Raw genomic sequence first — 24,172 nt, 5'->3', positions numbered from 1 at the left:
TATGCTATAATATATGTGATTTCAGGGGGTATGATACGATGAATAATAATCAAAAAGATAGATTTCAAACAGTCTGGAAGCAGCTGACCCGTTTTTTCCAAAGTGAAAAAACACATAAGAACGCGCGGGTTACATACCAAGTCATTTGGAATTTAACACTGATCCTCATTATTGTCGGGATCCTAGGATTCTCATTCGCCGGCGGCGTCGGAGCCGGCTATTTCGCTGCCCTCGTCAATGATGAGCCAGTACGCTCAAAAGAAGATTTGAAAAAAGACATTTACAATTATGAAGAGACCTCTGAAGTATACTTTGCAGATGAAGTATACTTGGGCAAGCTTAAGAGTGACCTTGAGCGTGAGGAAGTGTCCATCGATAAAGTTTCCAAGCATCTTAAAAATGCAGTCATCGCTACAGAAGATGAGTATTTTTATGAGCATGACGGGGTTGTCCCGAAAGCCATCCTGCGTGCGATTTACCAGGAATTTTCGAATGCAACCGTCCAATCGGGAGGAAGTACATTAACACAGCAGCTCATTAAAAACCAAGTCCTGACCAACGAAGTATCGTTTGAACGGAAAGCAAAAGAAATTCTTCTTGCACTCCGGGTCGAAAAGTTCTTTGAAAAAGAAGAAATTTTGGAAACGTACTTAAACGTCTCCACTTTGGGACGAAACTCTTCAGGCCGTAACATCGCCGGAGTCGAGTCCGCCGCTGAAGGTATTTTTGGCGTGGAGGCCAAAGATCTGACACTGCCCCAATCAGCCTTTATCGCTGGATTGCCGCAAAGCCCTTTCGGCTATACACCATATACCCAGAAAGGAAAATTGAAGGAAAATCAAGAGCCCGGCATCAACCGGATGAAAACCGTTTTAAAGCGGATGTATAGTAACGGGTACATAACAAAAGCAGAATATGATAAAGCAAACGCATACGACATTACAAAAGACTTTATCGGTAAAACGGAGATGCCATCCGAGAAATATCCATGGCTCACCTATGAAATCGAAAAACGCTCCATCGAAATCCTCTCTGTCAGTCTGGCAAAAGAAGATGGATATGAAGAGAAAGATTTAAAGAATGATGATTTAAAAGCTCAATATCTAGCACTTGCCGACCGTAAGCTGCGGCAAAATGGCTATAAGGTTTATACGACCGTCAACAAAAAGATTTATGACAAGATGCAGGAAGTAACGAAAAACTATCCGAATTTCGGGTACGATAAACTGGCGCAAGTCCCCGACCCGGATACGAAGGAAATGAAGACCGTGAGCCAGCCCGTAGAGGCCGGAGCGATACTTATCGAGAATAAAACAGGGAAAATCATCAGTTTCGTAGGCGGCCGCGATTTCAAGCGGGAACAGACGAACCACGCCACCGCATCATTGCGCTCGAACGGATCAACGATGAAGCCGCTGGTGATATATGGTCCAGGCATCGAGCTAGGCAAGATCTCGCCTGGCAGCGTATCGGCCAACGTGCCGATCTCCATTCCAACAGGCGGCAAACCGTGGAGTCCAGGAAACTATGGCGGCGGCAGCTATACGGGAGTATCGACTGCCCGCGAGGCCCTGAAGAATTCCTATAACATCCCGGCAGCGCTCTTTTACAAGAAAATAATCAACCTGAGCCCCGCTTCGTATTTGGAAAAAATGGGCTTCTCCACCGTGACGAAAGGGGATTACTCCAATCTTGCCGTGTCATTGGGTGCGATGGAAAAAGGTGTAACCGTTGAAGAAAACGTCAATGCATATGGCACTTTTGCCAATTCAGGAGAATTCATCGATGCTTATATGATCGATAAAATCGTTTCGAAAGATGGTAAAGTCATCTATCAGCATAAAGTGAAACCAGTGGATGTTTTCTCTCCGCAAGCCGCTTACCTGACGCTTGATATGATGCGTGATGTCGTAAACAGCGGGACGGCGGCCTCGGTCAGGAACCGCCTTGCCTTCTCAAGTGATTGGGCAGGTAAAACCGGTACTTCACAAAACTATTGGGATGCCTGGTTTGTAGCCAGCAACCCGAATGTATCGTTCGGGACATGGCTCGGTTATGACAAGCCGAAATCCTTGCAAGGGACTTATAATGGTCTTGAATATAATAAACGTAATATGTATTATTGGGCAGATTTGATCAATGCCGCATATAAAGTCGACCCTAAACTCATCGATCCCGATAAGCGATTTGAAAGGCCTGGCGGAATTGTCAGCCGTTCCTTCTGTGGCGTTTCAGGACTGCTGCCTTCAAGCTCATGCCAAAAGGCCGGGCTTGTCAAATCGGATTTATTCATCGCGAAATATGCTCCATCCAGGGCGGATGATAGTTTCATAGATGGTCAATATGTATCAGTCGGCAGCAAACGCTACGCAGCCCTTCCGCAAACGCCTGGTGAATTCACAAGCGGCGGGTTCATGTTGAATCCCGATTCCTTTGCAGATATCGGATTGAAATATGTCGTTGACCCGGGATCTGTGATTCCCGGAGCCGAAAAATCAGGAAATGTCGTCGGGGCGACAGCGAAATTGAATGATAATGGCAAAGCACCAGATCCCCTATCCATAACGATCAGCAACGATAAGATTACATGGGGCTTGCATCATGAAGGGGATGTCGTCGGTTATCGTGTCTATAAAGACGGCAAAAAAGTGGCGAGCATCAATGCTGGGGAGAATCTCGTTTACAAAGTCGGCTCTGGCGGATCTTATTACGTAACGGCCGTCGACATTGTCGGTAAAGAATCAGCCCCTTCCCAACATGTTGAAAGCGGCGCTAAAAAGACAAGTTCCAAAGAAGACTCCACGAAAAATAAAGATGATCGCGGAAAAGATAAAATAGTTAACGAAGTTAAAAAGACTGACTCAAAAGAAGAGAACGGTCCAGATAAAAATACAGATAAACAACCGGAAAAAGATATACAACCAGAAAAAGAAACGGAAACGGATAAAGAAAAAGAGCCAGTTCAAGACAAAGAAAATACAGATAAAGAAATTCAAGAGACTGACAAAGATCAAGGTACAGTCAAGGATCAAGAGCAAGAAACGGATAAAGCGGAAGAAGAGGAAGAATGACACTCTTGAACTAAAACAGGCTGCCGGGATTACCCGACAGCCTGTTTCCTTATAATCTTCCAAAAAGGCATCCATGAAAGTGACAATGGATGCCTTTTCATTTTCAATAATCAGTATGACTCAGTTTCTCAATCCTCCATCGATGATAAATCACCGGTTGGCAAATCAAGTTCCCAAGCTTTCAAGACACGGCGCATGATTTTACCGCTTCTTGTTTTAGGAAGTTTATCCCTGAATTCAATTTCACGAGGTGCTGCATGTGCTGCTAGACCATGTTTTACAAATGTACGAATATCCTCAATCAACTCATCGTTCGCATCGTATCCGTCACGAAGGGCGATAAACGCTTTGATAATTTCCCCCCGAACCGGATCCGGCTTACCGATGACCCCCGCTTCAGCTACAGCTGGATGCTCGACCAACTTGCTTTCCACTTCGAAGGGTCCGACCCTCTCCCCTGCCGTCATGATGACATCATCAACACGGCCTTGGAACCAGAAATATCCATCTTCATCCATATATGCGGAATCTCCGGAAACATACCAATCACCTGGCATAAAGTAAGATTCATATTTCGCTTCATTCTTCCAGACGGTCTTCATCATCGAAGGCCAGCCTTTCTTGATGGCAAGGTTCCCCATTCTATGCGGCGGAAGCTCGTTGCCTTGATCATCCACTATTGCCGCTTTCACGCCAGGAATCGGTTTACCCATCGAACCCGGTTTGATTTCCAGGCAAGGATAATTGCAGATGACCTGAGCCCCGGTCTCCGTCATCCACCATGTATCATGGATCCGGTGATTGAATACCTTCATTCCCCAACGCACCACTTCCGGGTTCAACGGTTCACCGACACTTAAAATATGGCGGAGAGTGCTTAAATCGAACCGCTTAACGATCTCGTCACCCGCGCCCATCAGCATCCTGAAGGCAGTCGGTGCACTATACCATACCGTGACACCAAAGTCCTCCAAGGTCTTGTACCAGGATTCAGGCTTGAACCGCCCGCCTACAATGACATTCGAGGTCCCTGTCAGCCAAGGTCCAAAAATCCCGTAAGACGTCCCTGTCACCCAACCAGGGTCCGCTGTGCACCAGTACACATCCTCTTCCTGCAAATCAAGGACCCATCTTGCCGTTTGATAATGCTGGATCATCGCATTATGAACATGAAGCACCCCTTTTGGTTTTCCTGTCGAACCGGAGGTATAGTGAAGAATCAAACCGTCATTCCGATCGACCCATTCAATGTCGAATTTTTTGTCGGCTTCTTTTAATTTCTTATTGAAGTGATGGTACTTTCCTTCTTCTTTTATATTTTCCCCCACCAAGAAAATATGCTTTAAATGGGGCAATTCATCCACTGGCACGCGCGGCAAAAGTTCAGGTGTCGTCACAATCACACTTGCCTCACTATCTTCAAGACGATCCCTTATGGCACCTTCCATGAAGGCTTCGAACAACGGCCCTACGACCGCTCCCGTTTTAATCGCACCCAACAATGCAAAATACAGCTCCGGGGAGCGAGGCATGAAAATGAAAACACGATCACCTTTTTCCACATTGGCAATGTTCTTGAATACATTGGCCGCTTGGTTCGTATAATCTTTCATTTCCTTGAATGTATACTTTTCATTTCTTTTATCGTCTTTGTAATAAAGGGCCACTTTATTCTTTTTGTATGTTTCGACATGGCGGTCAATGGCTTCATACGCAAGATTCACTTTACCGGTTTCAGACCAGGAGAATTCCTTTTCCGTCTCAGACCAGTCAAACTTATTGTATTTTTCATCATAATTCTTTAAATTAAAATTACCTTCCACTACTGGTAACGCTTTCACATTCATACGACAAACTCCCCCTTCATTCGGCTCTATATTTTTATTATAGTATAAGAATCGAATTATCTCAATTTTTAAAATATTAATCGCTTCCATATTAGGGAAATCCCTTCTTGGTGAATGTTGAAAGATACTGGTATATGGTTATGGTCAAGGTGGATCCATATGATAGCCGGGGAAGAAGGAGCACTGTAACAAAAGCGCCTTGAACTTTCTGAATTATGCCCCTTGTTTTCATGTATAATTTATGTAAGCTTTCCATTCGGTTTAAAAGCGATGCTTCGGAATGCGAGAGTGTAAGATTACTATATAACAAGGGTGGTGAAAGAATGGAATATAGTAAGACCTTCTACACTAAGGAACTGCAGACATTAAGCGGAACGCTCATCATCGAGGGGCCGTTAAGCGGCGAGAAAATGTCCGCTTATGAGTTTCACGAAGACTTGGTCGCCTTTCGCCCCCCTGCTTTGCAGCATAAAGCGTTAATAGAGATAGCAGACTTGCCTGAGGGCAGGATCTTCATCGCCCGTGAAAATGAAACAATCGTGGGTTATGTAACTTACTTATATCCCGATCCCTTGGAGCGCTGGTCGGAAATCAAGATGGAGGACCTGATTGAGCTTGGTGCAATCGAGGTCATCCCTAAATACCGGGGTGCCTCCGTCGGGAAGAACCTGATCCGCCTTTCAATGGAAGACGATTCGGTTGAAGACTTCATCATCATCACCACTGAATACTATTGGCATTGGGATTTGAAAGGGACAGGGCTGAATATTTGGGACTATCGCAAGGTCATGGAAAAAATGATGAGCGCGGGTGGCTTGGTCTACTTTGCAACAGATGATCCTGAAATCAGTTCCCACCCGGCCAACTGCCTGATGGCCCGAATTGGCAAAAGAGTCCCGCCGGAATCCATCCAAAAGTTCGACCAATTGCGTTTTATGAATCGGTTTATGTATTAAAGAGGAGAGGAAGAGGAGGAAGGAAAATGATTGTTGAAACAATAATGAATGAGGATATCATCACCCTCACTCCAACGGATACCATCCATAGCGCTGTCTTGATCATTAGGGAGAAACGAATTCGCCATATACCCATTGTCGATGACAGCTTTCAACTTGTGGGATTAGTCAGCGACCGTGATATTCGGGATGCTGCCCCTTCTATTTTCCGTACCGAAGAATACAAAAATGATTTACAAAAACCATTATCAAGCATCATGAAAACGGAAATAATCACAGGGCACCCGCTTGATTTCGTGGAAGAAATCGGGGCTGTTTTTTGTGATAACAATATCAGCTGCCTTCCAATCGTAAAGGGCAGGAAGTTAGTGGGCATCATAACCGGTTCTGATTTACTTCATTCATACGTTGAGTTGACAGGAGTCAATCAGCCCGGTTCCCAAATCGAAATCAGAATCCCGGATAAGGCAGGTTCCCTTCATGATATTGCCCATATTTTCAAAAAGCGCAATACGAATATCCTGAGCACCCTTGTTTATCCTGAAAAAAATGGAACCGATTATAAAATTCTTGTAATTCGTGTACAGACGATGAATCCATTTATGGTGGTGGAGGATTTGAAGAAAGAAGGCTATACCGTTTTATGGCCTAGTCTACCGGGGATTTCACATGAATGATACATCCCTTTTCGTCTATTCGGATGAACTCCTTACCTACAAATTCAACGATGAGCATCCATTCAATCAAAAACGGCTTAAACTCACGCTTGATTTATTAAAAAAACACCATGCCATCAATGATGATCAAATTATCAAGCCCAGAATGGCTACCGATGCAGAATTGGAACTGATCCATGATCACCATTATGTAAACGCTGTCAGATTAGCGGGCCAGGGAAAGCTTCCCCCTGAAAAGGCAGTAAATTATGGACTGGGAACAGAGGATACCCCTATCTTCCCCAAAATGCACGAAGCAAGCGCCTTGCTTGTAGGCGGTACCTTGACCGCTGTGGATGCCGTCATGACCGGTCAGTCCCTGCACGCACTTAATCTTGGCGGTGGCCTGCATCACGGTTTCCGCGGGAAAGCCTCGGGCTTTTGCATTTACAATGATAGTTCGGTCGCGATTAAATACCTGCAAAAGAAATATGGGGCGCGTGTCTTGTATGTCGATACCGATGCACATCATGGTGACGGAGTCCAATGGTCATTTTATGATGATCCCGATGTATGCACCCTATCCATTCATGAAACGGGGCGCTACTTATTTCCCGGCACCGGCACGATTAACGAGCGGGGCCAGGGAAAAGGCTACGGCTATTCATTCAACATCCCGGTCGATGCGTTCACTGAAGATGAATCCTGGCTCGAATGCTATAGGGCTTCCTTTAAAGAGGTCATTGAATACTTCAAACCGGATGTCATATTAACGCAAAACGGAGCCGATTCCCATTATTACGATCCGCTCACCCATTTATCTGCGACCATGAAGATTTTTAGGGAAATACCAAAGTTGGCCCATGAAATGGCCCATAAGTATTGCGAAGGACGCTGGATTGCAGTAGGCGGCGGCGGATATGATATATGGCGCGTCGTCCCGAGGGCTTGGGCGAGGGTCTGGCTTGAGATGACGAATAATGATATTTCAGGTCCCCTATCAAAGGAATGGCTCGATAGCTGGCAGCCTGAGTCCCCTGTTCCCCTACCGACTGAATGGGATGACATGGAAGATATATACGAACCCATTCCGAGAAAGCCTGAAATTACCGAGAAGAATGCCCTGACGCTTGAAAAGGTCCTTTATCCCATCAGGTCTTCCAAGCAAACATCGAAAAGCAATGAACAAAGTTAACCAAAAGATCGTTGAAAAACGATCTTTTTTGTTCGGTCAAACATTTGGGAAACAAAAAGAGAGTGCCTCGGGACACTCTCCAAACCAGTTCATTTCGTTGATTGACGGTTTTCAATCCGATGCGGCAGGATCACCTTTTCAAGACCTTCCTCCACTTGTTCTTTATTCATCAACTTTGTAAGAAGCCTCATCGCAACCGCACCAATATCATATAAAGGTTGAACGATCGTTGTGATTTGCGGTCGCACCATCAATGTCAATCTTGTATTATCGAAGCTGATCACTTCAAAGTCTTCCGGCACATTATACCCTTTGTCCTGTGCGGCATGGACAATACCAAGCGCCATTTCATCAGCACCGGCGATGAATGCCGTCGGCCTGTCTTCAACTTCCAGGTACTTTTCAAAAGATTCAATTCCTGAATCATATGTATAATCACCTTCAACAATATACCTTTCATCAAATGAAAGACCAGCTTCTTTCAATCCTCGTTTATATCCAGTCAGTTTCATTTCATTAATCAGCGCGGAAGGGTTTCCGCTTACAAAAGCGATATGCTTGTGGCCTTTATTAGCAAAGAAGGTCACTGCGTCAAATGCCGCCGCCTCATAATCAATATTAACAGATGGAACTTGCCCGCTTTCATCCACCGAACCTGCCAGAACGATCGGAACCGGTGAATTAGTAAACTCTTTGACATGCTCATCAGAAATGTTGCCGCCCATGAATACGATGCCATCCACTTGTTTTCCAAGCATCGTATTCAGTAAATGGAATTCCTTATCTATATTCTCATCAGAACTGCTTAGAATGATATTGTATTTATACATGGTGGCTATATCTTCTATGCCCCGTGCCAATTCGGCAAAAAAGATGCTCGAGATATCCGGGATGATGACCCCGACAGTAGTCGTTTTCTTTGAGGCAAGTCCCCTTGCCACTGCATTCGGACGGTACCCTAACTTTTCAATCACATCGGAAACTTTCTTCCTTGTTGCAGGCTTTACATTTGGATTCCCGTTAACTACGCGGGAAACGGTGGCCATGGAAACATTCGCCTCACGTGCCACATCATAAATGGTTATATTATTCATTCATCCATTCCTCCATTTCTTTCATTTTCCCCATAAAAGACCCGAATTATTTCGGAAAAAAATCTTTTATGCGTTTTTCTCTATAAGGAAGATTATTTTAGGAACGATCTGCCTAACAAAAAACAGTCCTACTCTCTTCTCAGTCAAATATTCAATACCCTATTCAAGTATAAAATTCACATAGATATCACTTTATGTATGACTCAATCTTCCGAACAGTTCTCATTCTTGTTATTTATCATACGATAGTCGAATCTTTCCTGCAATCCAATAGTGCTTATTTCGAAGGTTTTTCTGTAAAAACTAGTATTTTACCATTAAAAAAAGCCCTTGCCAAGTTGGTAAGGGCCGTAAGTAAATCAATTCAAGACATTCTTAGCTTAAACAGTTACCCAGTTCAAACGTTTAATTTCATCGTAGAATTCATCAAATTGTTTGAAGTCCATTTGCTGTGCAGAATCCGATAGAGCAACGGAAGGATCCGGATGCACTTCAGCCATAACACCGTCAGCACCGATTGCAAGAGCCGCTTTAGCCGTAGGAAGCAATAGATCGCGACGTCCAGTTGAATGCGTTACATCAACCATGACCGGTAAATGTGTTTCTTGTTTTAGGATCGGTACAGCAGAGATATCAAGTGTATTTCTTGTTGCTTTTTCGTAAGTGCGGATACCGCGTTCACAAAGGATGATGTTGCCATTGCCCTGCGACATGATGTATTCCGCTGCATGAATGAACTCTTCAATCGTTGCAGCCAGTCCGCGTTTTAACAGAACGGGTTTATTTACTGCACCTGCCGCTTTTAGCAAGTCGAAATTCTGCATGTTCCGCGCCCCGATTTGGATGACATCGATATGATCGATCGCCGCTTCAATATCATTGGCACTCACGATTTCACTGATGACAGCCAAGCCGTATTCATCAGCAACGCGTTTAAGTATTTGTAAACCTTCCAAACCAAGCCCTTGGAAGTCATATGGAGATGTACGTGGCTTAAAGGCACCGCCGCGCATCAATTTCAAACCTTTAGCTTTAATGACTTCCGCCACCGCAGCTGTCTGCTCATAAGATTCAACGGCACATGGTCCGAAAACGAAGCTAGGGATCCCGTTACCTACCAATTCACCCTTGATGTCGATGATCGTGTCTTCAGCTTTTTGTTTTCTTGATACAAGAAGCGTCTTCTTCTGATCATCCTTTTGCAGCTCCAAGCCCAATTTAAAGATTTCTTTGAAAATATGTTTAATCGAACCAAGATCAAGCGGTCCTTGATTATTGGCTTCGATAAGATCCAGCATTGTTCTTTCACGGACCGGATCGTAACGGTTTACACCTTGTTTTTCTTTAACGCGACCAATTTCCTGTACAAGTTCAGCACGTTGATTAATAAGATGTAATAACTGAAGGTTCACATCATCCAGTTGATTACGAAGTCCATCAAGCTCTTTGTTGCTCATTACAAATCCATCCCTTCGTTTTTTAAAATAGAAATCGGTTCAGCGGACTCAAACTAAAAAAAATCCCATCCGGATTCTAGAACTTCCACCCCGATTGTTTTATCAATGAAAAATTTAGAATATTTCATGTATGATTAAATCAATTATAAATGAAGTGTCCATAAATGTCACGATATTTTTCTTTAATAATTAAACGCTTTTAAGCATTAAAGTTATAAATGCATAAAACTAGGTGCATTCATTCCAGAAAAACGATTACACAGAATATTGAAACACATCCATTGTAGGAATTATATTGGAAATAGAACAGGAAAGCTATCATTTAATTGATCATTTTTCACAAAAGCATAGAAAAGTTTAAATCTTCTGCCACTTGTCCGAAGCTGAGAAATGTTTAAAGAGTCTTTACGGAAGGGCCACTCTAGAAAAGGTTTCCCCAGGATAAACATCCTTAGGCCCGCCAATCAATGGAATAATAAAAGGCCGGACCCCTTACCAAAGGGATCCGGCCTTCCATTCATTCTGTAATGGCTTTGCTCAATGAATCATATGTAATCCGCCAATGAGATTCATTCCAGACAGGTTTTCCACCTTTAAAAAGGATTGCCTGAGGTGATTGATGTTTGACATCAAAGGTTTCCGCCACATAATTGGATAGTGGACGAGCTTCCTGGACGGCCAAATAGGCCGTTTTAAGTTGTTCGTTCCCTAAGATGTACCTCTCATATTGTTCAAATGCTTCAGCACTTACAGGGCATGTTACGCTATGCTTGAAAAGCAGGAATGTATCCTCTTTTAGAAGCTCATTGAATTGTTCTTCTGTTTCGATTTTGCTCATGACCATATAGCAGTCTCCTTTCCTTGTCATATAAATTTTACCATCAAAAAGGCGATGAAGCCATCGAAGCACTTCACCGCCTTATTCTTCGTCCCTTAATGACTCTTCATTCCCCTTAGGGAGTTTAATTCTTTAGTTTACTCTCCGTTTCATCAAATGCCTTTTTCGCTTCATCAAGTTTTAATTTTGCCGCATTCTTGTTTCCGCTTGTAGGATCTGCAGGATTATTTTCCGAATCATTGCTGTTAGCAAAGTTCGTTTCGACGGATACGATAGGAGCATCGGTAGTTCCGGTTACATCAATATCCTTATTGCTTGAATTCGTTGTATCATCAGCAGCGTCGCCGTTTTCTTTTCCTGTTTTCAGGCTCTTCACTTTGTTGACGATATTCGAAGATTTATTTGAAACGATTTCCGTGACGGAGCTTGTTTTTTCTTTTGCAGTATCAGCAAGGACTGTACCTTTTTCCATCGCCGTTTGTCTTAATCTTTCTGTTTTCTCGGAAATGTTTCTAGCTTGTTCATTGAAGTCATTCCTTAATTCCTTGCCTGTTTTCGGAGCCATGAACAAAGCTGTAGCCGCTCCGATCATCCCGCCGATCAAGGCGCCAATCATAAAGTCCTTAGAATTGATCGAGTCGCGTTCGTCCTCATATGATTTCTGATAGTCCTTTGTCGGAAATTCTTTTTGAGTCATAATACATTCCCCTTTCAATTTTCAGTTCATTTTTATTTAACTAGATTTTATGATCTAGAACGTAAAAACCTTTTTTTAGGTAAGTTATCTGTTTCCAGCGCTTCCCTTTCTAACTCTGCCCTTTCAGTCGGGGACGGGGCTGCCTGTTTGCTCCTGGACTTCCATTTGTCCCTGATCTCCATGGCTACATTGCTCCATTGTACAATTTGTGAGATTCTTTCTTGATTATTATCAATCTCAGCCTGCACTTTATGGGAAACCTTTTGGATGGAAGAATTAAAGCTGGAGATGGATGTACCTACATCCTTCACCGCATCCACCACCGTGTTCAGGTTTTCTGACTTTTGCTGCAAATCTTCAGCCAACGTATTCGTTTTATGTAATAACTGAGTAGTTTCGAGCGTTATGCCCTGCATTTGGCTCTCTAGTCCTGTCAGCGTCCGGGCCACACTGTCCAGGGTAGTTTGAAGTGATGTCAGTACCTTCGTTAAAAAAATAACGAGTACCAAAAAAGCTATCGCTGCAACAGCAGCACTTACGTATAAAATAATCTCCATTGGAACACCTCCGAAAAAAATCGACTTATTTAATAGCTGTTAGATATTAATTACCCCTTCCCTATTATTATAAACGTATTTATTTTTTCAATATACCCTATCAAACCCTAATCTGGAAATATTGTTGTCTGCATCCAGTTCCTCCTTGAAATTCATGGGTGACACTTATGGCAGGAAATCGGGTATGATAAAAAAGATAAGTCGAATTTAAACAATGGAGGTATTTTTTATGAAAGATCCCAGAATTGGTACATTGGCCAAAAACTTAATCAATTATTCCGTGAAGCTTCAAAAAGGTGAAAAAATCTTGATCGAAAACTTTGGATTGCAGCGTGAACTTGTTAACGCACTTGTGAATGAAGCCTATGCAGCAGATGGTTACCCATTCGTCCTGTTAAAGGACCACCAAGTGGATCGGGCCTTGCTGATGGGTGCCAAAGAAGAACAGTACAAGATGATGGGTGAGTTTGAAGCAAACGTAATGAAGCAGATGGATGCTTATATCGGGCTTCGTGCCGGGGATAATATCAATGAACAATCCGATGTCCCTTCCGAGAAGATGGCGATTCATGGACAGACAGTCGGTAAAGTACATAGAAATATCCGCGTGCCAAAAACAAAATGGGTCGTACTTCGCTACCCGACAAATTCCATGGCCCAATTAGCCAAAATGAGCACAGAAGCATTCGAAGACTTTTATTTCGAAGTCTGCAACCTCGACTATGGCAAAATGAGCGCAGCAATGGACAACCTTGTTGAATTGATGGATAAAACGGATAAGGTCCGCTTAACTGGGCCCGGTACGGATCTAACCTTCTCCATCAAAGACATTAAAGCCATCAAATGTGCGGGTGAGCTGAACATTCCTGACGGTGAAGTATATACGGCTCCAGTTAAAGATTCCATCAATGGAGTGATTTCGTATAATACTCCTTCCCCATATCAGGGTTTTACTTTTGAAAACGTGAAGTTGACATTCAAGGATGGAAAAATCGTTGAAGCGGTTGCGAATGATACGGAACGCATCAACAAAATTTTTGATACTGATGAAGGCGCACGATATGTCGGTGAATTTGCAATTGGTGTAAATCCTTATATTCTACACCCGATGCAAGATATCCTCTTTGATGAAAAAATTGATGGAAGTTTTCATTTCACTCCAGGACAATGCTATGATGATGCCTTTAACGGAAACCATTCAGACATTCACTGGGACCTGGTCAATATCCAGCGGCCTGAATATGGCGGCGGGGAAATCCACTTTGATGACGTCTTGATACGTAAGGACGGACGCTTCGTTTTACCGGAACTGGAAAATTTAAATCCGGAAAATTTAAAATAACCCAATAAAAAAACGACCGATCCGCTACTAACGGATGGTCGTTTTTTTTATTTTACCTGCAGTGAATGCTCATAGGCTGCTTGGAACTTTTGAATGTCCCCCGCACCCATGAATAACACGACACTGTTATCATGGTTTTGCAATATAGATGTTGTGTTCTCCGTAATCAGCTCGGCACCCGGAATCTTATCTTGAAGGTCTTCAATCGATAACTTTCCTTGATGTTCACGAGCAGATCCAAAAATTTCACATAAGTATACTTTGTCGGCCAAATTCAAGCTGTCGGCGAATTCATCCAGGAATGCCTGCGTTCTCGAGAAAGTATGCGGCTGGAATACAGCAACAACTTCACGCTCTGGATATTTCTGACGCGCCGAGTCAACAGTTGCAGAGATCTCGGTCGGATGGTGTGCATAATCATCAATAATGATCTGACTTCCGATTTCCTTTTCGGAGAACCGGCGTTTAACTCCGCCAAAAGTCCGCAATTGAGCTTTCACAGCTTCCGTATCCAAGTTTTCATATTTACAAAGTGCAATGACACCAAGTGCATTCAACACATTATGCTTTCCAAAAGTAGGAATAGTGAATGTATCATAGTAATTGTTCCTTACATGCACATCAAAAGTCGTGCCATCCGGAGTGACGGAAACATTTTTCGCTTGAAAATCATTTCCTTCTGCAAATCCGTAAAAAATAACCGGTACTTTCGCCTGAATATGTGGTAAATGCTCATCATCTCCGCACGCAATGATGCCTTTGTTGACTTGAAGGGCCATCGTTTGGAAAGCCTCGAACACGTCTTCGACATTAGCGTAATAATCAGGATGATCAAAATCGATATTCGTCATGATTGCATAATCCGGATAATAGGAAAGGAAATGACGGCGATATTCACATGCTTCGAAAACGAAGTAATCAGAATTCACGATTCCTTTACCCGTTCCATCCCCAATCAAGAAGGATGTCGGTTTAGCGCCCCCCATTACATGGGCAAGTAAGCCGGTCGTCGATGTTTTACCATGCGCTCCCGTAACTGCCACGCTGATGAAGTTTTTCATGAAATCACCTAGGAAACGATGATAACGGATAATCGGCAAATCAAGTTCTTTTGCCTTCAAGATTTCCGGATGACTATCCGGAAACGCATTTCCTGCAATGATGGTCATTCCAGGTTGAATATTTTCCTCGTTGAAAGGAAGGATTTTAATCCCGGCTTTCTCTAATGCCAATTGTGTAAAAAATTCTTTTTCGTAATCGGAACCCTGCACTTCAATATTCATATCATGCAGTATTTGTGCAAGAGCACTCATACCCGACCCTTTAATTCCCACAAAATGGTAAGCAGTCATAAAGCGAACCTCCACCAATCGTCTACCTGTATGACAGTATATGACGTCATCTTTTATTTGTTTTTCCATTACGAGACTTGTTAGTAACGCAATTTCTTCATAGGTTTTCAAGCTTTTATTTTCAATCATTCATCAACAAAAAACTATTATATCACTTTTTTATTCATTCATCCATGTCAGGCAGATGCCAATTTATCAAATCCTTGGCTTTTCCCTCAATTAAGGTGATAAAAAAGGGTTTTCACCCTTTCACATTATATACAATTTCCTTTTATTAGGTTCTCTTAATTAACATGTAAAAATTCCAGCTCTTCTTCCGTAATCAATACATCCCTTGGTCTTGAGCCCCTGGATTCGGAAACGACTCCCTGTTGCTCCATCATTTCTATTAGGCGCGCTGCACGGTTATATCCGACACGGAAACGCCGTTGGACACTCGATGCAGATGCGGCCTGCTGGCTCACGACAAATTCACATGCCTCGAAAAACAGTTCATCCGCTTCTTCCGTAACCTGGGCCCTGTTCAGCAAGTCTTCCTGTTCAAACAGGTATTTCGGCTGCTGCTCCCGTTTAACATGGTTGACCACTTGATCGATTTCTTCATCACTCACGAAAGTCCCTTGCAGGCGCACCGTTTTTGAAGAACCGTTTTCAGCGAATAACATATCTCCTCTTCCCAAAAGTTTTTCTGCACCGCCGCTATCGATGATTGTACGGGAGTCGACTTGTGAAGAAACCGAAAAAGCGATCCTTGTCGGGATATTTGCCTTGATCAATCCAGTTATGACATCGACTGAAGGTCTTTGAGTGGCTACAATCAAATGGATGCCGCAGGCACGGGCCTTTTGAGCAATCCGGCAAATCGCTTCCTCTACATCAGCCGGGGACATCATCATTAGATCAGCAAGCTCATCGATGATCACCAGGATATAAGGCAGCTTGCTTGAATATTGACCGGCTTTTTCCGCTTGTTCATTAAAGCGGGTGATATCACGTACACCGGCATGTACAAACAATTCATAACGCCGTTCCATCTCCTCTACAGCCCATTTCAACGCAGCCGTAGCGGCTTTTACATCGGTTATGACTGGACTGACCAAATGCGGGATCCGGTTATATGGGGCGAGCTCGACCATTTTCGGATCGATCAACAGTAATTTCAGCTCCTGCGGCGTCGCTTTATACAGCAAGCTGACCAGCATGGTGTTGATACAGACACTTTTCCCCGATCCCGTTTGCCCGGCTATCAAACCATGCGGCATCTTTCTCAAATCCGTGATGATCGGCTGACCGGATATATCGAGTCCTAAAGCCACGGCAAGCGGTGATTCATGCTCTTGAAACTCAGTACTTTCCAAAACCTCACGCAAAAATACCGGTTTGCTTTTCCTGTTCGGAATCTCGATGCCGATTGTATGTTTACCCGGAATGGGCGCTTCCATCCTCATATCCTGGGCAGCAAGGCTTAATTTGATGTCATCCATCAGGTTCGTCACTTTATTCACCTTCACTCCCGGCTCCGGATGCACCTCGAAACGAGTGACTGCCGGTCCTTGGGTGACATTGACGACCTTTGCACGGACATTGAAATTTTTCAATGTCTGATCAAGTAATACAGTCTGTTCCCCGAGCCACTCATCATCATGCACAGCATAAGTGGGAGGTGTCAGCAATTCGATATTCGGAAACACATAGTATGGATTATCATCCGCTTCCACGGATTCAAAAACTTCAAGGGCATTGCCCTGGCCACTTTCCGCAGTCTCTGTTAAAACGGCTTCTTGATACCCATCTCCAGAAATGGGGGATTCCTGTTCTAGAAGCGGCTTAGGGTCGGAACCAATAATGGATTTACCTGTATTTTCAGGCTCGGCGGCGGTTTCGGTGTCCAAAAAGGCAGGTGTAATGTCCAGAGTCTCCTCTTTCGGCATAACTCTGCCTTCCTCCGGTTTCCGTTCGGGAATGGCGGATGGTTCCACTTGTCCTGCCTCTATTTGGGCAGCATCATCCATAGCTCGTTTATCAGGTGAAACTACTGCCCTTTCCGGATTAAGGCTTTTTTTTTCCGGCATCATTTTATTCATGAAGCCATTTTTTTCCCGATCTTGCTTAAGCATCATCACATTAAATGGAATATGTTTTTTCGGACTTTTAGGCTGTACTTCAGGTATTGCCTCAGATGAGTCACTTTCAGGCATTGTCCCTTGACTAACGGATGATTGATTTGATTGTACAGCTGCCTCCCCATGAACCGATATCGCTTCAGGCCGTGTGTCGTCGGCCTGTTCCATGATGGATACAGCGACTTCGCGTCCAAAATCGACTTGGTCCTGTTCATTAGCCTCTTTTTCTACCTCAGGCTCAATTATGTTAGGCTCGCTTACCGCTTCTTCTGGCAATGACTCAATGGAATTTCTACGAAAGAAAGCGGGTATCTCCGTATCTTCCCTTTTTTTTTCCGCTTGTTCCGGTATAAGAATGGCGGGTTCTGCCGTCATTTCCTCATGTGACGCATCTTTTGAGATTTCAGGGAACGATACCGGAATCTCGATAGCGGGTTCTTCCTTTTTAAGGATGGGCATTTTGCTTTCCAATTCATATTCGACAATTTCTTCAGAAGGGACTATTTTTTTTTCCGGACGACGGAACCCGTAAATGGGTGATGGGATTTCCGTTGGGCGGAATGGAGTATTTGACGGGACTATTTTTGAAGTTTCCTCCCGGTCAAAGCTTCTCCGTTTTGGTTCAGGATCCCTTACAGGCCTTCTCGTTGTTTCTTTAGTCACATTCTTCCCCTGTTTGGGTTCGTTGTCTTCCCTGTTTCTTTCCCTAGGTTTTCTTTTATTCTGCTCCCGGTCTGGAATGAGAGGAAACTTGAACTGGCCTTTTGGATATTGAAACAGGATTTTCGTATCCGGGTCTGGCGTCTGGGACATTTTTTCCACTTTTTGATTGTAAACCTTTATTTCTTCTTTCTTTGACTTCGTAAGCTTCGAAAAATCCATTTTCCTCAATGTCTCTTCATCAAGCGGTTCATCTATAATAATCTCTTCGATTTCAATAATTTCCTCTGCTTGGAACCATTTTTTCATCTTATTTAGCCATTTCAAAACTATCACTCTTTCTACATCTGTAGTTATGTAACTAATTCTACCAGTTATTTTAAAAATATCGAGAAAATTTAAGCTAAATTGGATTAGTATCTACTTTTTTATCGCATTCTTACTACCTAAACGTATTTCGCAGAACTCCTACCCTATTAAACCCCTTCTGGAATGGGTTTAAACCTATCATCGCGAAATAACATTAGCTCCTAGTCTACTATTTAAATAAAACACAGCTATTAAATCGCGTTTACAAAGAGATTAAGTTTTCATGCTGACTTGAAACAGACTGGCCAATTCATTGCATCATCCTTCACGAAACCTCCGGCAGAATCCAAATGCCTGTCGCAACCCATAAAACACCGTTCGTTAATACCGAACGGTGTTTTGTGGGTTTCTCCGTTTTTTTTGCAAACAAAGACCAAGGGACTAGTTCCATTCATAAAAACGGCAAACAACCTGCGCCACTGATTTGGAAGCGATCAAAAGGGCATCTTCATCAATATCGAATTTAGGATGGTGATTGAAATATGCCTTCTCCACCCCTTTCGGTTTACAGCCAATGTAAAAGAAGCAGCCTGGTATCTTTTCTGCATAATACGAAAAATCTTCTGAACCTGAAAAAACCGGAAATTCGACAACCTTCTTAATCTCTTTGTCATTCATGCTTTCCAGGCTATTCTTCACGAATTCAGTCAGTTCAGGGTCATTATATAGCGGAGGATAATCGGGCACATATGTAAGTTCGCACTGAACATCGAATTCCGTTTCTATCCCTTTGACGATCCGGTGGATTTCCTTATCGATCAGCTGTTGGGTTTCCGCTGTCATATAACGGACATCCCCTTCAATTTCTATACGATCTTTAATGACATTAAAGCTTCCTTTTCCATCGAAGGAGCCAATTGTGACCACGCCCATATCAAAAGGGTTCAAGCGACGGCTGATTACGGTTTGTACGGCTGTCACGAAATGGGCCCCTGCCACAATGGCATCATTCGCCATATGCGGGGAGGAACCATGGCCGCCCACACCCTTTATCGCCAGCTTGAAATAGGTCCTTCCAGCCATCGAATAGCCGCCGCGATACCCGACAACCCCTGCTGGATGCGACGGAAATAAATGGATTCCAAAAACAGCATCCAGTTCATCCAAAGCCCCTGATTCCATCATGCTTTTTGCTCCGCCTGGGGGTGTCTCTTCTGCATGTTGATGGATTATTTTAATCGTACCTGATAGGGAATCTTTCAGCTCATTGATGCAGTCTGCCAGTACCAATAAATAAGCGGTATGCCCATCGTGTCCGCAGGCATGCATGACACCTTCATTTTTTGAACGGAACGGGACCTCCGCTTCTTCTGTAATCGGCAATGCATCGAAATCGGCACGGAGACCTATCGTTTTCCCAGGTTTTCCGCCTTCGATCGTTACGATGATCCCTAAACCATTTCCTACATTCGTTTGTATCGACACATCTTTCCCCTTATAAAAATCAATGATATATTGTGCCGTTTTCTCTTCTTTGAAGGATAGTTCCGGATTTTCGTGTAAATGACGGCGGATTTGAACGATTTCCCCTTTACGGGCTTCCAGCATGTTCATTAATTTGCTTTTCACGTTCACGATTATTCTTCCCCTTGGTCAGGTTTGCCTTTCGTGGACATTTATACATCATGCCCCGTTGAATAACAGCGTAATTCCTTACTCTATATTGGACGATAAAACGGACAAAGGGTTTAGCTCCAAAGGATATTTTTGGAACTCGCTCTCCTTGGCGCCTCAATCTTGTTCTATTTTTTATCCATATTTTCAAAATATTACAATTATATTATCACCGATTAAAAAATAAATATCAACTACAAGAGAGTTATAAACTCTATCAAACTTAAAAGGACCGCTGCCAAATGCTGACACGGTCCTTTTGTGATTCTCTATATTATTGTTCACGCTTTTTGTTTTTACCCATAATGAAGATGGGCTCCAACTCATTTTCTTCGTAAAGGAATGATAGAGCCGTAATCGGAACATGACCGCTGGCAAAGAAGCTCATCGCCATTTGCGCCAGGATATCATAGCCCGTATCATTCTTTACATCGGCAATGATGATGACATCCTGATGGGGAATGGCCACAGCCATGGTTCCCTCGATCTTGTCCTTCATTTCCCGAAGCCATGATTCATTCAGGATCCTGCTGGCATCATATCCATCATTCGTGTTCAAAAAATAAAATGCATTACCTGCAACGATATCCGACTTCATTTCAGTGGAGAGGGAACGGGCATTAAAAAGGGCTATTTCACGGATCCTGTCACCCTGCCAATTTTCCCGTTGAATCATCTTTTCATCTATAAGACGGTAGGTTTTACCTAAATCAAGGGCATAAAAAATCCGGGTTTCAGCTGTATGCTCATCGAATAAAAACGGATTTCCGTCTTCCGATTCCATTGGAAAGGAGGTCGAGCGGATGACTGGGAAAATGAATTTCTCCTTGCCTTCCATGCTGTGTTCTTCCCCCATTACATTCAGGGCCTCTTCCACGTAATAAATAATTTCATCGATGGCCTTTTCCTGTACGTTTTCATAGTTAGCAAGTACAGGAGGCAACTCGATGGTGATCCCTTTCCCGGTCTTCACATTTTCCACCCGTAACGTATCTTGCTTGCTATCGAATTTGAATGTCCGGCCCTCATCCTTTAAACGTTCCTTCAAAATATTTTTCAGCTTCGTGCTGTCCATTTTCATGACTGACCCTCCTCTTCATTGAAAAATCCCCAGCGAGAAGGGGATTTTGATTATAGTGATTGAATGAATTCCTCAATTTGTTCTTGCGTTTTGCGATCCTTGCTTACGAATCTGCCTAGCTCTTTACCATTATCATAGGCGATGAAACTTGGTATACCGAATACATCATTAGCCGCACACACATCGATGAATTCATCACGGTCCACATAAATGAATGTAAAGTCAGGAAATTTCGTTTCTATCTCCGGCATTATCGGTTCGATTACACGGCAATCTCCACACCATGTAGCGGAAAAAAGAAAGATATGTTTGCCTTCATTTTTCAATGCATCATATTGCTCGACGGTTTGTAATTTTTCCATTTGAATATTCCTCCTGCTCTAAATGACACCTTAGTTTTTATAATCCCATCATACCAGACTCTCCGCGAATCAACCATTAATACGGATCGGTCGAAAGGCAGGGGTCAGCTTATTTCTGGGGCACGGATGAAACGATTTCCATCATTTGTTTTGCATCGGTTTTTAATTGGTCTTTATCCGTTTCCGTTGTCAGCTTCACCCCGCCGATCCCCACTGCAAGCTCATACTTTTCTTTCGGTATTTCTTTAATTGAAATAAAGCCGAATTTATCATCAGTTTGAAAAGAATGCAGCACTTCAAATTGATCCTCTTGTTCCTTAATCGCTAAATATAACACGGAGCTGTCTTCTTTTTCATTTGGATTGACAAATAATATATAAATCTGATCACCTTTTTGTAAAATCAAGTTATTATCATGTTCTTCCACTACTTTAAAATCCTTGGGCAGATGGACCTGAATTAGCCCTGCCTCTTGATTGGGCTGTTTTTCATCGTCACGAAAAGCCACTTCAGCAGCCTTCATTGCCTTTTCGGTTTGTCTCTCGATCCCTGAGCAGCCTGCGATCAAACTGCTTATCAACAGGATAACAAGGAAATTCTTATTCGATAAAGCCATCGTCATTCCTCCAGCCGTCTCTTTTATTATCTTATGGATAATATTATCCTTATTTATGGAATTCATCCATTTTCTAAAAAACATGGTACAATGAAAGCAATTTTAATATCGAGGAGGAAAACAATGAAGTTAACCGTTTATCTTGCTGGGGAAATCCATTCAAATTGGAGAAGTGAGTTGAGAGATAAGGCCGCTGCACTGAAGCTTCCATTAGAATTCGTCGGCCCGATGGAAAATCATGAACGCTCCGATAATATTGGTGAAGATGTCCTCGGGGAACAGCCGAATCCTATCCTGAAGGATGCAGCCGCTTCCCAAATCAATAATTTGCGGACAGGTCTTTTGATGAAAAAAGCCGATCTTGTCGTCGCTCTGTTTGGCGAGAAATATAAGCAGTGGAATACTGCCATGGACGCAAGCACCGCCATTTCCCTGGGAAAACCGCTTATTTTGATTCGCCCGGAATCCCATCACCATGCCTTAAAGGAATTATCGGAAAAGGCGAGTGTCACGGTCGAATCCGTGAACCAAGCCATGAAGGTGCTTTCCTATATTTTTGAAGACGGGCTGTAAATCTCCCTGCCCTTAACCAGCACAAAAATGAAGGGCTGATCATTTCATATTTACAAATAAATAAGCTTGCAGGGGCAAATTAGATGCCTAACCCCCTGCAAGCGAATAACGAATGATTTTGATGGTTGAATACTATCCCTTTTTAATCGGAATCCAAATTTCGGAGTAATAGTCAGGGTTTGAAGCATCCGCATTGTCGTATACTTCCAATTCAGGAGTTCCGGCATGTTCATGACCGCTCGTAGGGAACCATTCGGAAAAAATCCGCTTCCAAGCTTGTTGCATGCTATCAGGCATAGGTCCGTGAACTTCGAATACAACCCACTTGGAAGCCGGTATCGTAAGGGACGAAAACTCTTCAGGCACTTTCCCGGCATACTCTGCACCTATCCAATAATCCATCGTTTCAGTGTTTTCCACAGCCCGCTTATCGACACATACACCAAGCAAGCCATCTATTTGGCCATTGTTCAACTTCGCTAACCTATCTCCTGTTCCATTCGAATTGACTTTCTCCCACAACTTTGGAATCCCAATCAAATTCTCTTCATTAACCAAGGAAAACTCTTGCTTGATTCCAATCAATTGAAAGGAATCCCTTTCAAGGATATTGTATTTCATCGGTTTTGCCCCTTTCAGAATGACCTGTATCATCAGGCGTTCATAGAATTTCAGCTTCCCCATATACTTTCGCGCTTCGCTTGGAGAAACCCCATGCTGCCTTCGAAAAGCTTTTGAGAATGCCTCGGGGGTGTCATAGCCGTACTTGTAGGCTAAATCAATGACCTTGCCATTTGCGGATGATATCTCCTGGGCCGCTAAAGTCAGTCTTCGACGCCGGATATATTCACCAATGGAAATATCCGTTAAAATGGTGAAGGTCCGTTGAAAATGAAAAGCCGAAGCATTCGCCTGCCTGGAAATGCTCTCGATCGTAAGGTCCTCCAATAAGTGCTCTTCGATATAATCGATGGCCTTTTGGATTGACTCTACCCACCCCATATCCGCTCACCCCCTGTCACTATAGTACCAAGACCGCTCAATAAAACCCTGTCTTATTCTGCTCAGTTTTGGCAGTGTTCGTTTCCATTCGAAGAACGCCTTACCATGACAGTGATTCATAAATCGTGCTTTCTCATTTTCAGCTTATATTCGTGTTGACCGGCTAGCATCCTCATGATATGAAGGAACATTTCTCCCCTCGTGATTCGCTCATTTGTAAATACGCCGATCGCCCCTTCCTTTTTGCTAATATTCTCTTGCTTTGTGAAGGCGTCCATCACCGGGCCCAACTCTTCACCCTCCAGCAGCTTCCCGGCAACGATTCCCGGAACCGGGATTCTCGCTCCGGCAGCTACAAAGACCTCACCGTCCCTCGTGGCCATTGCGCCCCAATTACACAGAAACAGGGCTTGTCCCATTTTCACGACACCGCCTTCAAGTCCGATGCCCATATCGGCATCACTGTGAATCAAGCAATTCCGGGCACGTGTCATGGCCCCCTCCATCGTTTCCTCGTCTGAAAAAGGCTGTTCCGGAACCCCGCTCCCCACTTGAAGCGAAATGATTTCAGCATCTTCATATACACCAAGCACGGCACTTACTTTCGCCGGATTCTTACTTCCTACTGCTATTTTCAATATAATTACCTTCCTTCTATGTAAAAAAAAGCTGATGGAAAAGGATTATGACAGCATCCCTTTCCATTTCAG

Annotated in this window: 20 protein-coding genes; 6 read left to right on the top strand and 14 right to left on the bottom strand. The window is 43.4% G+C overall.

Going from position 1 to position 24,172, the window contains the following annotated elements; genetic code table 11:
• The first annotated feature begins 38 nt into the window (after positions 1 to 38).
• Positions 39 to 3,071 carry a transglycosylase domain-containing protein gene (locus tag AC1DIV_RS03955; RefSeq protein WP_477575800.1) on the top strand — a complete coding sequence of 1,011 codons (3,033 nt, stop codon included), beginning with the start codon at positions 39 to 41 and terminating at the stop codon, positions 3,069 to 3,071.
• 128 nt (positions 3,072 to 3,199) lie between these two features.
• On the opposite strand, the gene acsA is transcribed toward AC1DIV_RS03955, so the two are convergent.
• Positions 3,200 to 4,918: an acetate--CoA ligase gene (acsA, locus tag AC1DIV_RS03950; RefSeq protein ID WP_048682278.1), complete on the bottom strand. Its 1,719-nt coding sequence runs from the start codon at positions 4,916 to 4,918 to the stop codon at positions 3,200 to 3,202.
• Between the two features lie 323 nt (positions 4,919 to 5,241).
• Here acsA and AC1DIV_RS03945 point away from each other — a divergent pair, with 323 nt between their 5' ends.
• From AC1DIV_RS03945 to AC1DIV_RS03935, 3 genes are read left to right on the top strand one after another with little or no spacing between them, the layout of a single operon-like run.
• Complete coding sequence (locus AC1DIV_RS03945; RefSeq protein WP_034309235.1) at positions 5,242 to 5,874, top strand: GNAT family N-acetyltransferase; 633 nt, start codon at positions 5,242 to 5,244, stop codon at positions 5,872 to 5,874.
• Positions 5,875 to 5,900: 26 nt separating this feature from the next.
• Entirely contained in the window at positions 5,901 to 6,551 is a 651-nt protein-coding gene (locus tag AC1DIV_RS03940; protein WP_048682272.1) for an acetoin utilization AcuB family protein, read from the top strand.
• On the top strand, positions 6,544 to 7,725 hold the full coding sequence (locus AC1DIV_RS03935) for an acetoin utilization protein AcuC (RefSeq protein ID WP_318292180.1): 1,182 nt from the start codon (positions 6,544 to 6,546) through the stop codon (positions 7,723 to 7,725). Before AC1DIV_RS03940 ends, AC1DIV_RS03935 begins: the two co-directional genes overlap by 8 nt.
• 89 nt (positions 7,726 to 7,814) lie before the next feature.
• Here AC1DIV_RS03935 and ccpA read toward each other — a convergent pair whose 3' ends face one another.
• From ccpA to AC1DIV_RS03910, 5 genes are all read right to left on the bottom strand, one after another.
• On the bottom strand, positions 7,815 to 8,819 hold the full coding sequence (gene ccpA, locus AC1DIV_RS03930; RefSeq protein ID WP_048682265.1) for a catabolite control protein A: 1,005 nt from the start codon (positions 8,817 to 8,819) through the stop codon (positions 7,815 to 7,817).
• Positions 8,820 to 9,199: 380 nt separating this feature from the next.
• Positions 9,200 to 10,276: a bifunctional 3-deoxy-7-phosphoheptulonate synthase/chorismate mutase gene (locus AC1DIV_RS03925; protein ID WP_034309244.1), complete on the bottom strand. Its 1,077-nt coding sequence runs from the start codon at positions 10,274 to 10,276 to the stop codon at positions 9,200 to 9,202.
• Positions 10,277 to 10,793: 517 nt separating this feature from the next.
• On the bottom strand, positions 10,794 to 11,120 hold the full coding sequence (gene ytxJ, locus AC1DIV_RS03920) for a bacillithiol system redox-active protein YtxJ (RefSeq protein WP_057276733.1): 327 nt from the start codon (positions 11,118 to 11,120) through the stop codon (positions 10,794 to 10,796).
• 118 nt (positions 11,121 to 11,238) lie between these two features.
• The gene (locus AC1DIV_RS03915) at positions 11,239 to 11,811 is read right to left on the bottom strand and encodes a YtxH domain-containing protein (protein ID WP_053535945.1); all 573 of its coding nucleotides are present in this window, start codon (positions 11,809 to 11,811) and stop codon (positions 11,239 to 11,241) included.
• A 47-nt stretch (positions 11,812 to 11,858) separates the two neighbouring features.
• Entirely contained in the window at positions 11,859 to 12,368 is a 510-nt protein-coding gene (locus AC1DIV_RS03910; RefSeq protein WP_340877197.1) for a DUF948 domain-containing protein, read from the bottom strand.
• 229 nt (positions 12,369 to 12,597) lie between these two features.
• Here AC1DIV_RS03910 and AC1DIV_RS03905 point away from each other — a divergent pair, with 229 nt between their 5' ends.
• Positions 12,598 to 13,710, top strand: coding sequence for an aminopeptidase (locus AC1DIV_RS03905; protein ID WP_340877198.1), 1,113 nt, complete (start codon positions 12,598 to 12,600; stop codon positions 13,708 to 13,710).
• A gap of 47 nt (positions 13,711 to 13,757) precedes the next feature.
• On the opposite strand, the gene murC is transcribed toward AC1DIV_RS03905, so the two are convergent.
• The 6 genes from murC to AC1DIV_RS03875 form a co-directional block, all read right to left on the bottom strand.
• Positions 13,758 to 15,062, bottom strand: a complete 1,305-nt coding sequence (gene murC / locus AC1DIV_RS03900; protein ID WP_034309255.1) for a UDP-N-acetylmuramate--L-alanine ligase — start codon at positions 15,060 to 15,062, stop codon at positions 13,758 to 13,760.
• A 284-nt stretch (positions 15,063 to 15,346) separates the two neighbouring features.
• Positions 15,347 to 18,172 (bottom strand): DNA translocase FtsK, encoded by a 2,826-nt coding sequence (locus AC1DIV_RS03895; RefSeq protein ID WP_477575798.1) that lies wholly within the window; start codon positions 18,170 to 18,172, stop codon positions 15,347 to 15,349.
• Between the two features lie 423 nt (positions 18,173 to 18,595).
• A complete protein-coding gene (locus AC1DIV_RS03890) occupies positions 18,596 to 19,783 on the bottom strand; it encodes an amidohydrolase (RefSeq protein WP_048682306.1) in 1,188 nt (395 codons plus the stop codon).
• Positions 19,784 to 20,102: 319 nt separating this feature from the next.
• Entirely contained in the window at positions 20,103 to 20,909 is an 807-nt protein-coding gene (locus AC1DIV_RS03885) for a DUF1444 domain-containing protein (protein ID WP_048682251.1), read from the bottom strand.
• A 50-nt stretch (positions 20,910 to 20,959) separates the two neighbouring features.
• Complete coding sequence (locus AC1DIV_RS03880; RefSeq protein WP_034309264.1) at positions 20,960 to 21,271, bottom strand: thioredoxin family protein; 312 nt, start codon at positions 21,269 to 21,271, stop codon at positions 20,960 to 20,962.
• Between the two features lie 109 nt (positions 21,272 to 21,380).
• Positions 21,381 to 21,887, bottom strand: a complete 507-nt coding sequence (locus AC1DIV_RS03875) for a hypothetical protein (RefSeq protein WP_251539806.1) — start codon at positions 21,885 to 21,887, stop codon at positions 21,381 to 21,383.
• A gap of 123 nt (positions 21,888 to 22,010) precedes the next feature.
• Here AC1DIV_RS03875 and AC1DIV_RS03870 point away from each other — a divergent pair, with 123 nt between their 5' ends.
• Positions 22,011 to 22,460, top strand: coding sequence for a YtoQ family protein (locus AC1DIV_RS03870; protein ID WP_340877200.1), 450 nt, complete (start codon positions 22,011 to 22,013; stop codon positions 22,458 to 22,460).
• A gap of 132 nt (positions 22,461 to 22,592) precedes the next feature.
• On the opposite strand, the gene AC1DIV_RS03865 is transcribed toward AC1DIV_RS03870, so the two are convergent.
• Positions 22,593 to 23,462, bottom strand: coding sequence for an AraC family transcriptional regulator (locus AC1DIV_RS03865; RefSeq protein ID WP_477575796.1), 870 nt, complete (start codon positions 23,460 to 23,462; stop codon positions 22,593 to 22,595).
• A 116-nt stretch (positions 23,463 to 23,578) separates the two neighbouring features.
• Positions 23,579 to 24,100, bottom strand: a complete 522-nt coding sequence (locus AC1DIV_RS03860) for a DUF84 family protein (protein ID WP_477575794.1) — start codon at positions 24,098 to 24,100, stop codon at positions 23,579 to 23,581.
• Positions 24,101 to 24,172: the final 72 nt, after the last annotated feature.

Source organism: Peribacillus sp. 05N428, from assembly GCF_056397085.1.
This window is presented reverse-complemented; position numbering and strand designations above follow the sequence as displayed.

What these genes read in the sequence shown, in the direction of transcription:
- AC1DIV_RS03955 (WP_477575800.1), top strand. Translation starts at nt 39, where the DNA reads ATGAATAATAATCAAAAAGATAGATTTCAAACAGTCTGGAAGCAGCTG.
- acsA (WP_048682278.1), bottom strand. Translation starts at nt 4,918, where the DNA reads ATGAATGTGAAAGCGTTACCAGTAGTGGAAGGTAATTTTAATTTAAAG.
- AC1DIV_RS03945 (WP_034309235.1), top strand. Translation starts at nt 5,242, where the DNA reads ATGGAATATAGTAAGACCTTCTACACTAAGGAACTGCAGACATTAAGC.
- AC1DIV_RS03940 (WP_048682272.1), top strand. Translation starts at nt 5,901, where the DNA reads ATGATTGTTGAAACAATAATGAATGAGGATATCATCACCCTCACTCCA.
- AC1DIV_RS03935 (WP_318292180.1), top strand. Translation starts at nt 6,544, where the DNA reads ATGAATGATACATCCCTTTTCGTCTATTCGGATGAACTCCTTACCTAC.
- ccpA (WP_048682265.1), bottom strand. Translation starts at nt 8,819, where the DNA reads ATGAATAATATAACCATTTATGATGTGGCACGTGAGGCGAATGTTTCC.
- AC1DIV_RS03925 (WP_034309244.1), bottom strand. Translation starts at nt 10,276, where the DNA reads ATGAGCAACAAAGAGCTTGATGGACTTCGTAATCAACTGGATGATGTG.
- ytxJ (WP_057276733.1), bottom strand. Translation starts at nt 11,120, where the DNA reads ATGGTCATGAGCAAAATCGAAACAGAAGAACAATTCAATGAGCTTCTA.
- AC1DIV_RS03915 (WP_053535945.1), bottom strand. Translation starts at nt 11,811, where the DNA reads ATGACTCAAAAAGAATTTCCGACAAAGGACTATCAGAAATCATATGAG.
- AC1DIV_RS03910 (WP_340877197.1), bottom strand. Translation starts at nt 12,368, where the DNA reads ATGGAGATTATTTTATACGTAAGTGCTGCTGTTGCAGCGATAGCTTTT.
- AC1DIV_RS03905 (WP_340877198.1), top strand. Translation starts at nt 12,598, where the DNA reads ATGAAAGATCCCAGAATTGGTACATTGGCCAAAAACTTAATCAATTAT.
- murC (WP_034309255.1), bottom strand. Translation starts at nt 15,062, where the DNA reads ATGACTGCTTACCATTTTGTGGGAATTAAAGGGTCGGGTATGAGTGCT.
- AC1DIV_RS03885 (WP_048682251.1), bottom strand. Translation starts at nt 20,909, where the DNA reads ATGAAAATGGACAGCACGAAGCTGAAAAATATTTTGAAGGAACGTTTA.
- AC1DIV_RS03880 (WP_034309264.1), bottom strand. Translation starts at nt 21,271, where the DNA reads ATGGAAAAATTACAAACCGTCGAGCAATATGATGCATTGAAAAATGAA.
- AC1DIV_RS03875 (WP_251539806.1), bottom strand. Translation starts at nt 21,887, where the DNA reads ATGGCTTTATCGAATAAGAATTTCCTTGTTATCCTGTTGATAAGCAGT.
- AC1DIV_RS03870 (WP_340877200.1), top strand. Translation starts at nt 22,011, where the DNA reads ATGAAGTTAACCGTTTATCTTGCTGGGGAAATCCATTCAAATTGGAGA.
- AC1DIV_RS03865 (WP_477575796.1), bottom strand. Translation starts at nt 23,462, where the DNA reads ATGGGGTGGGTAGAGTCAATCCAAAAGGCCATCGATTATATCGAAGAG.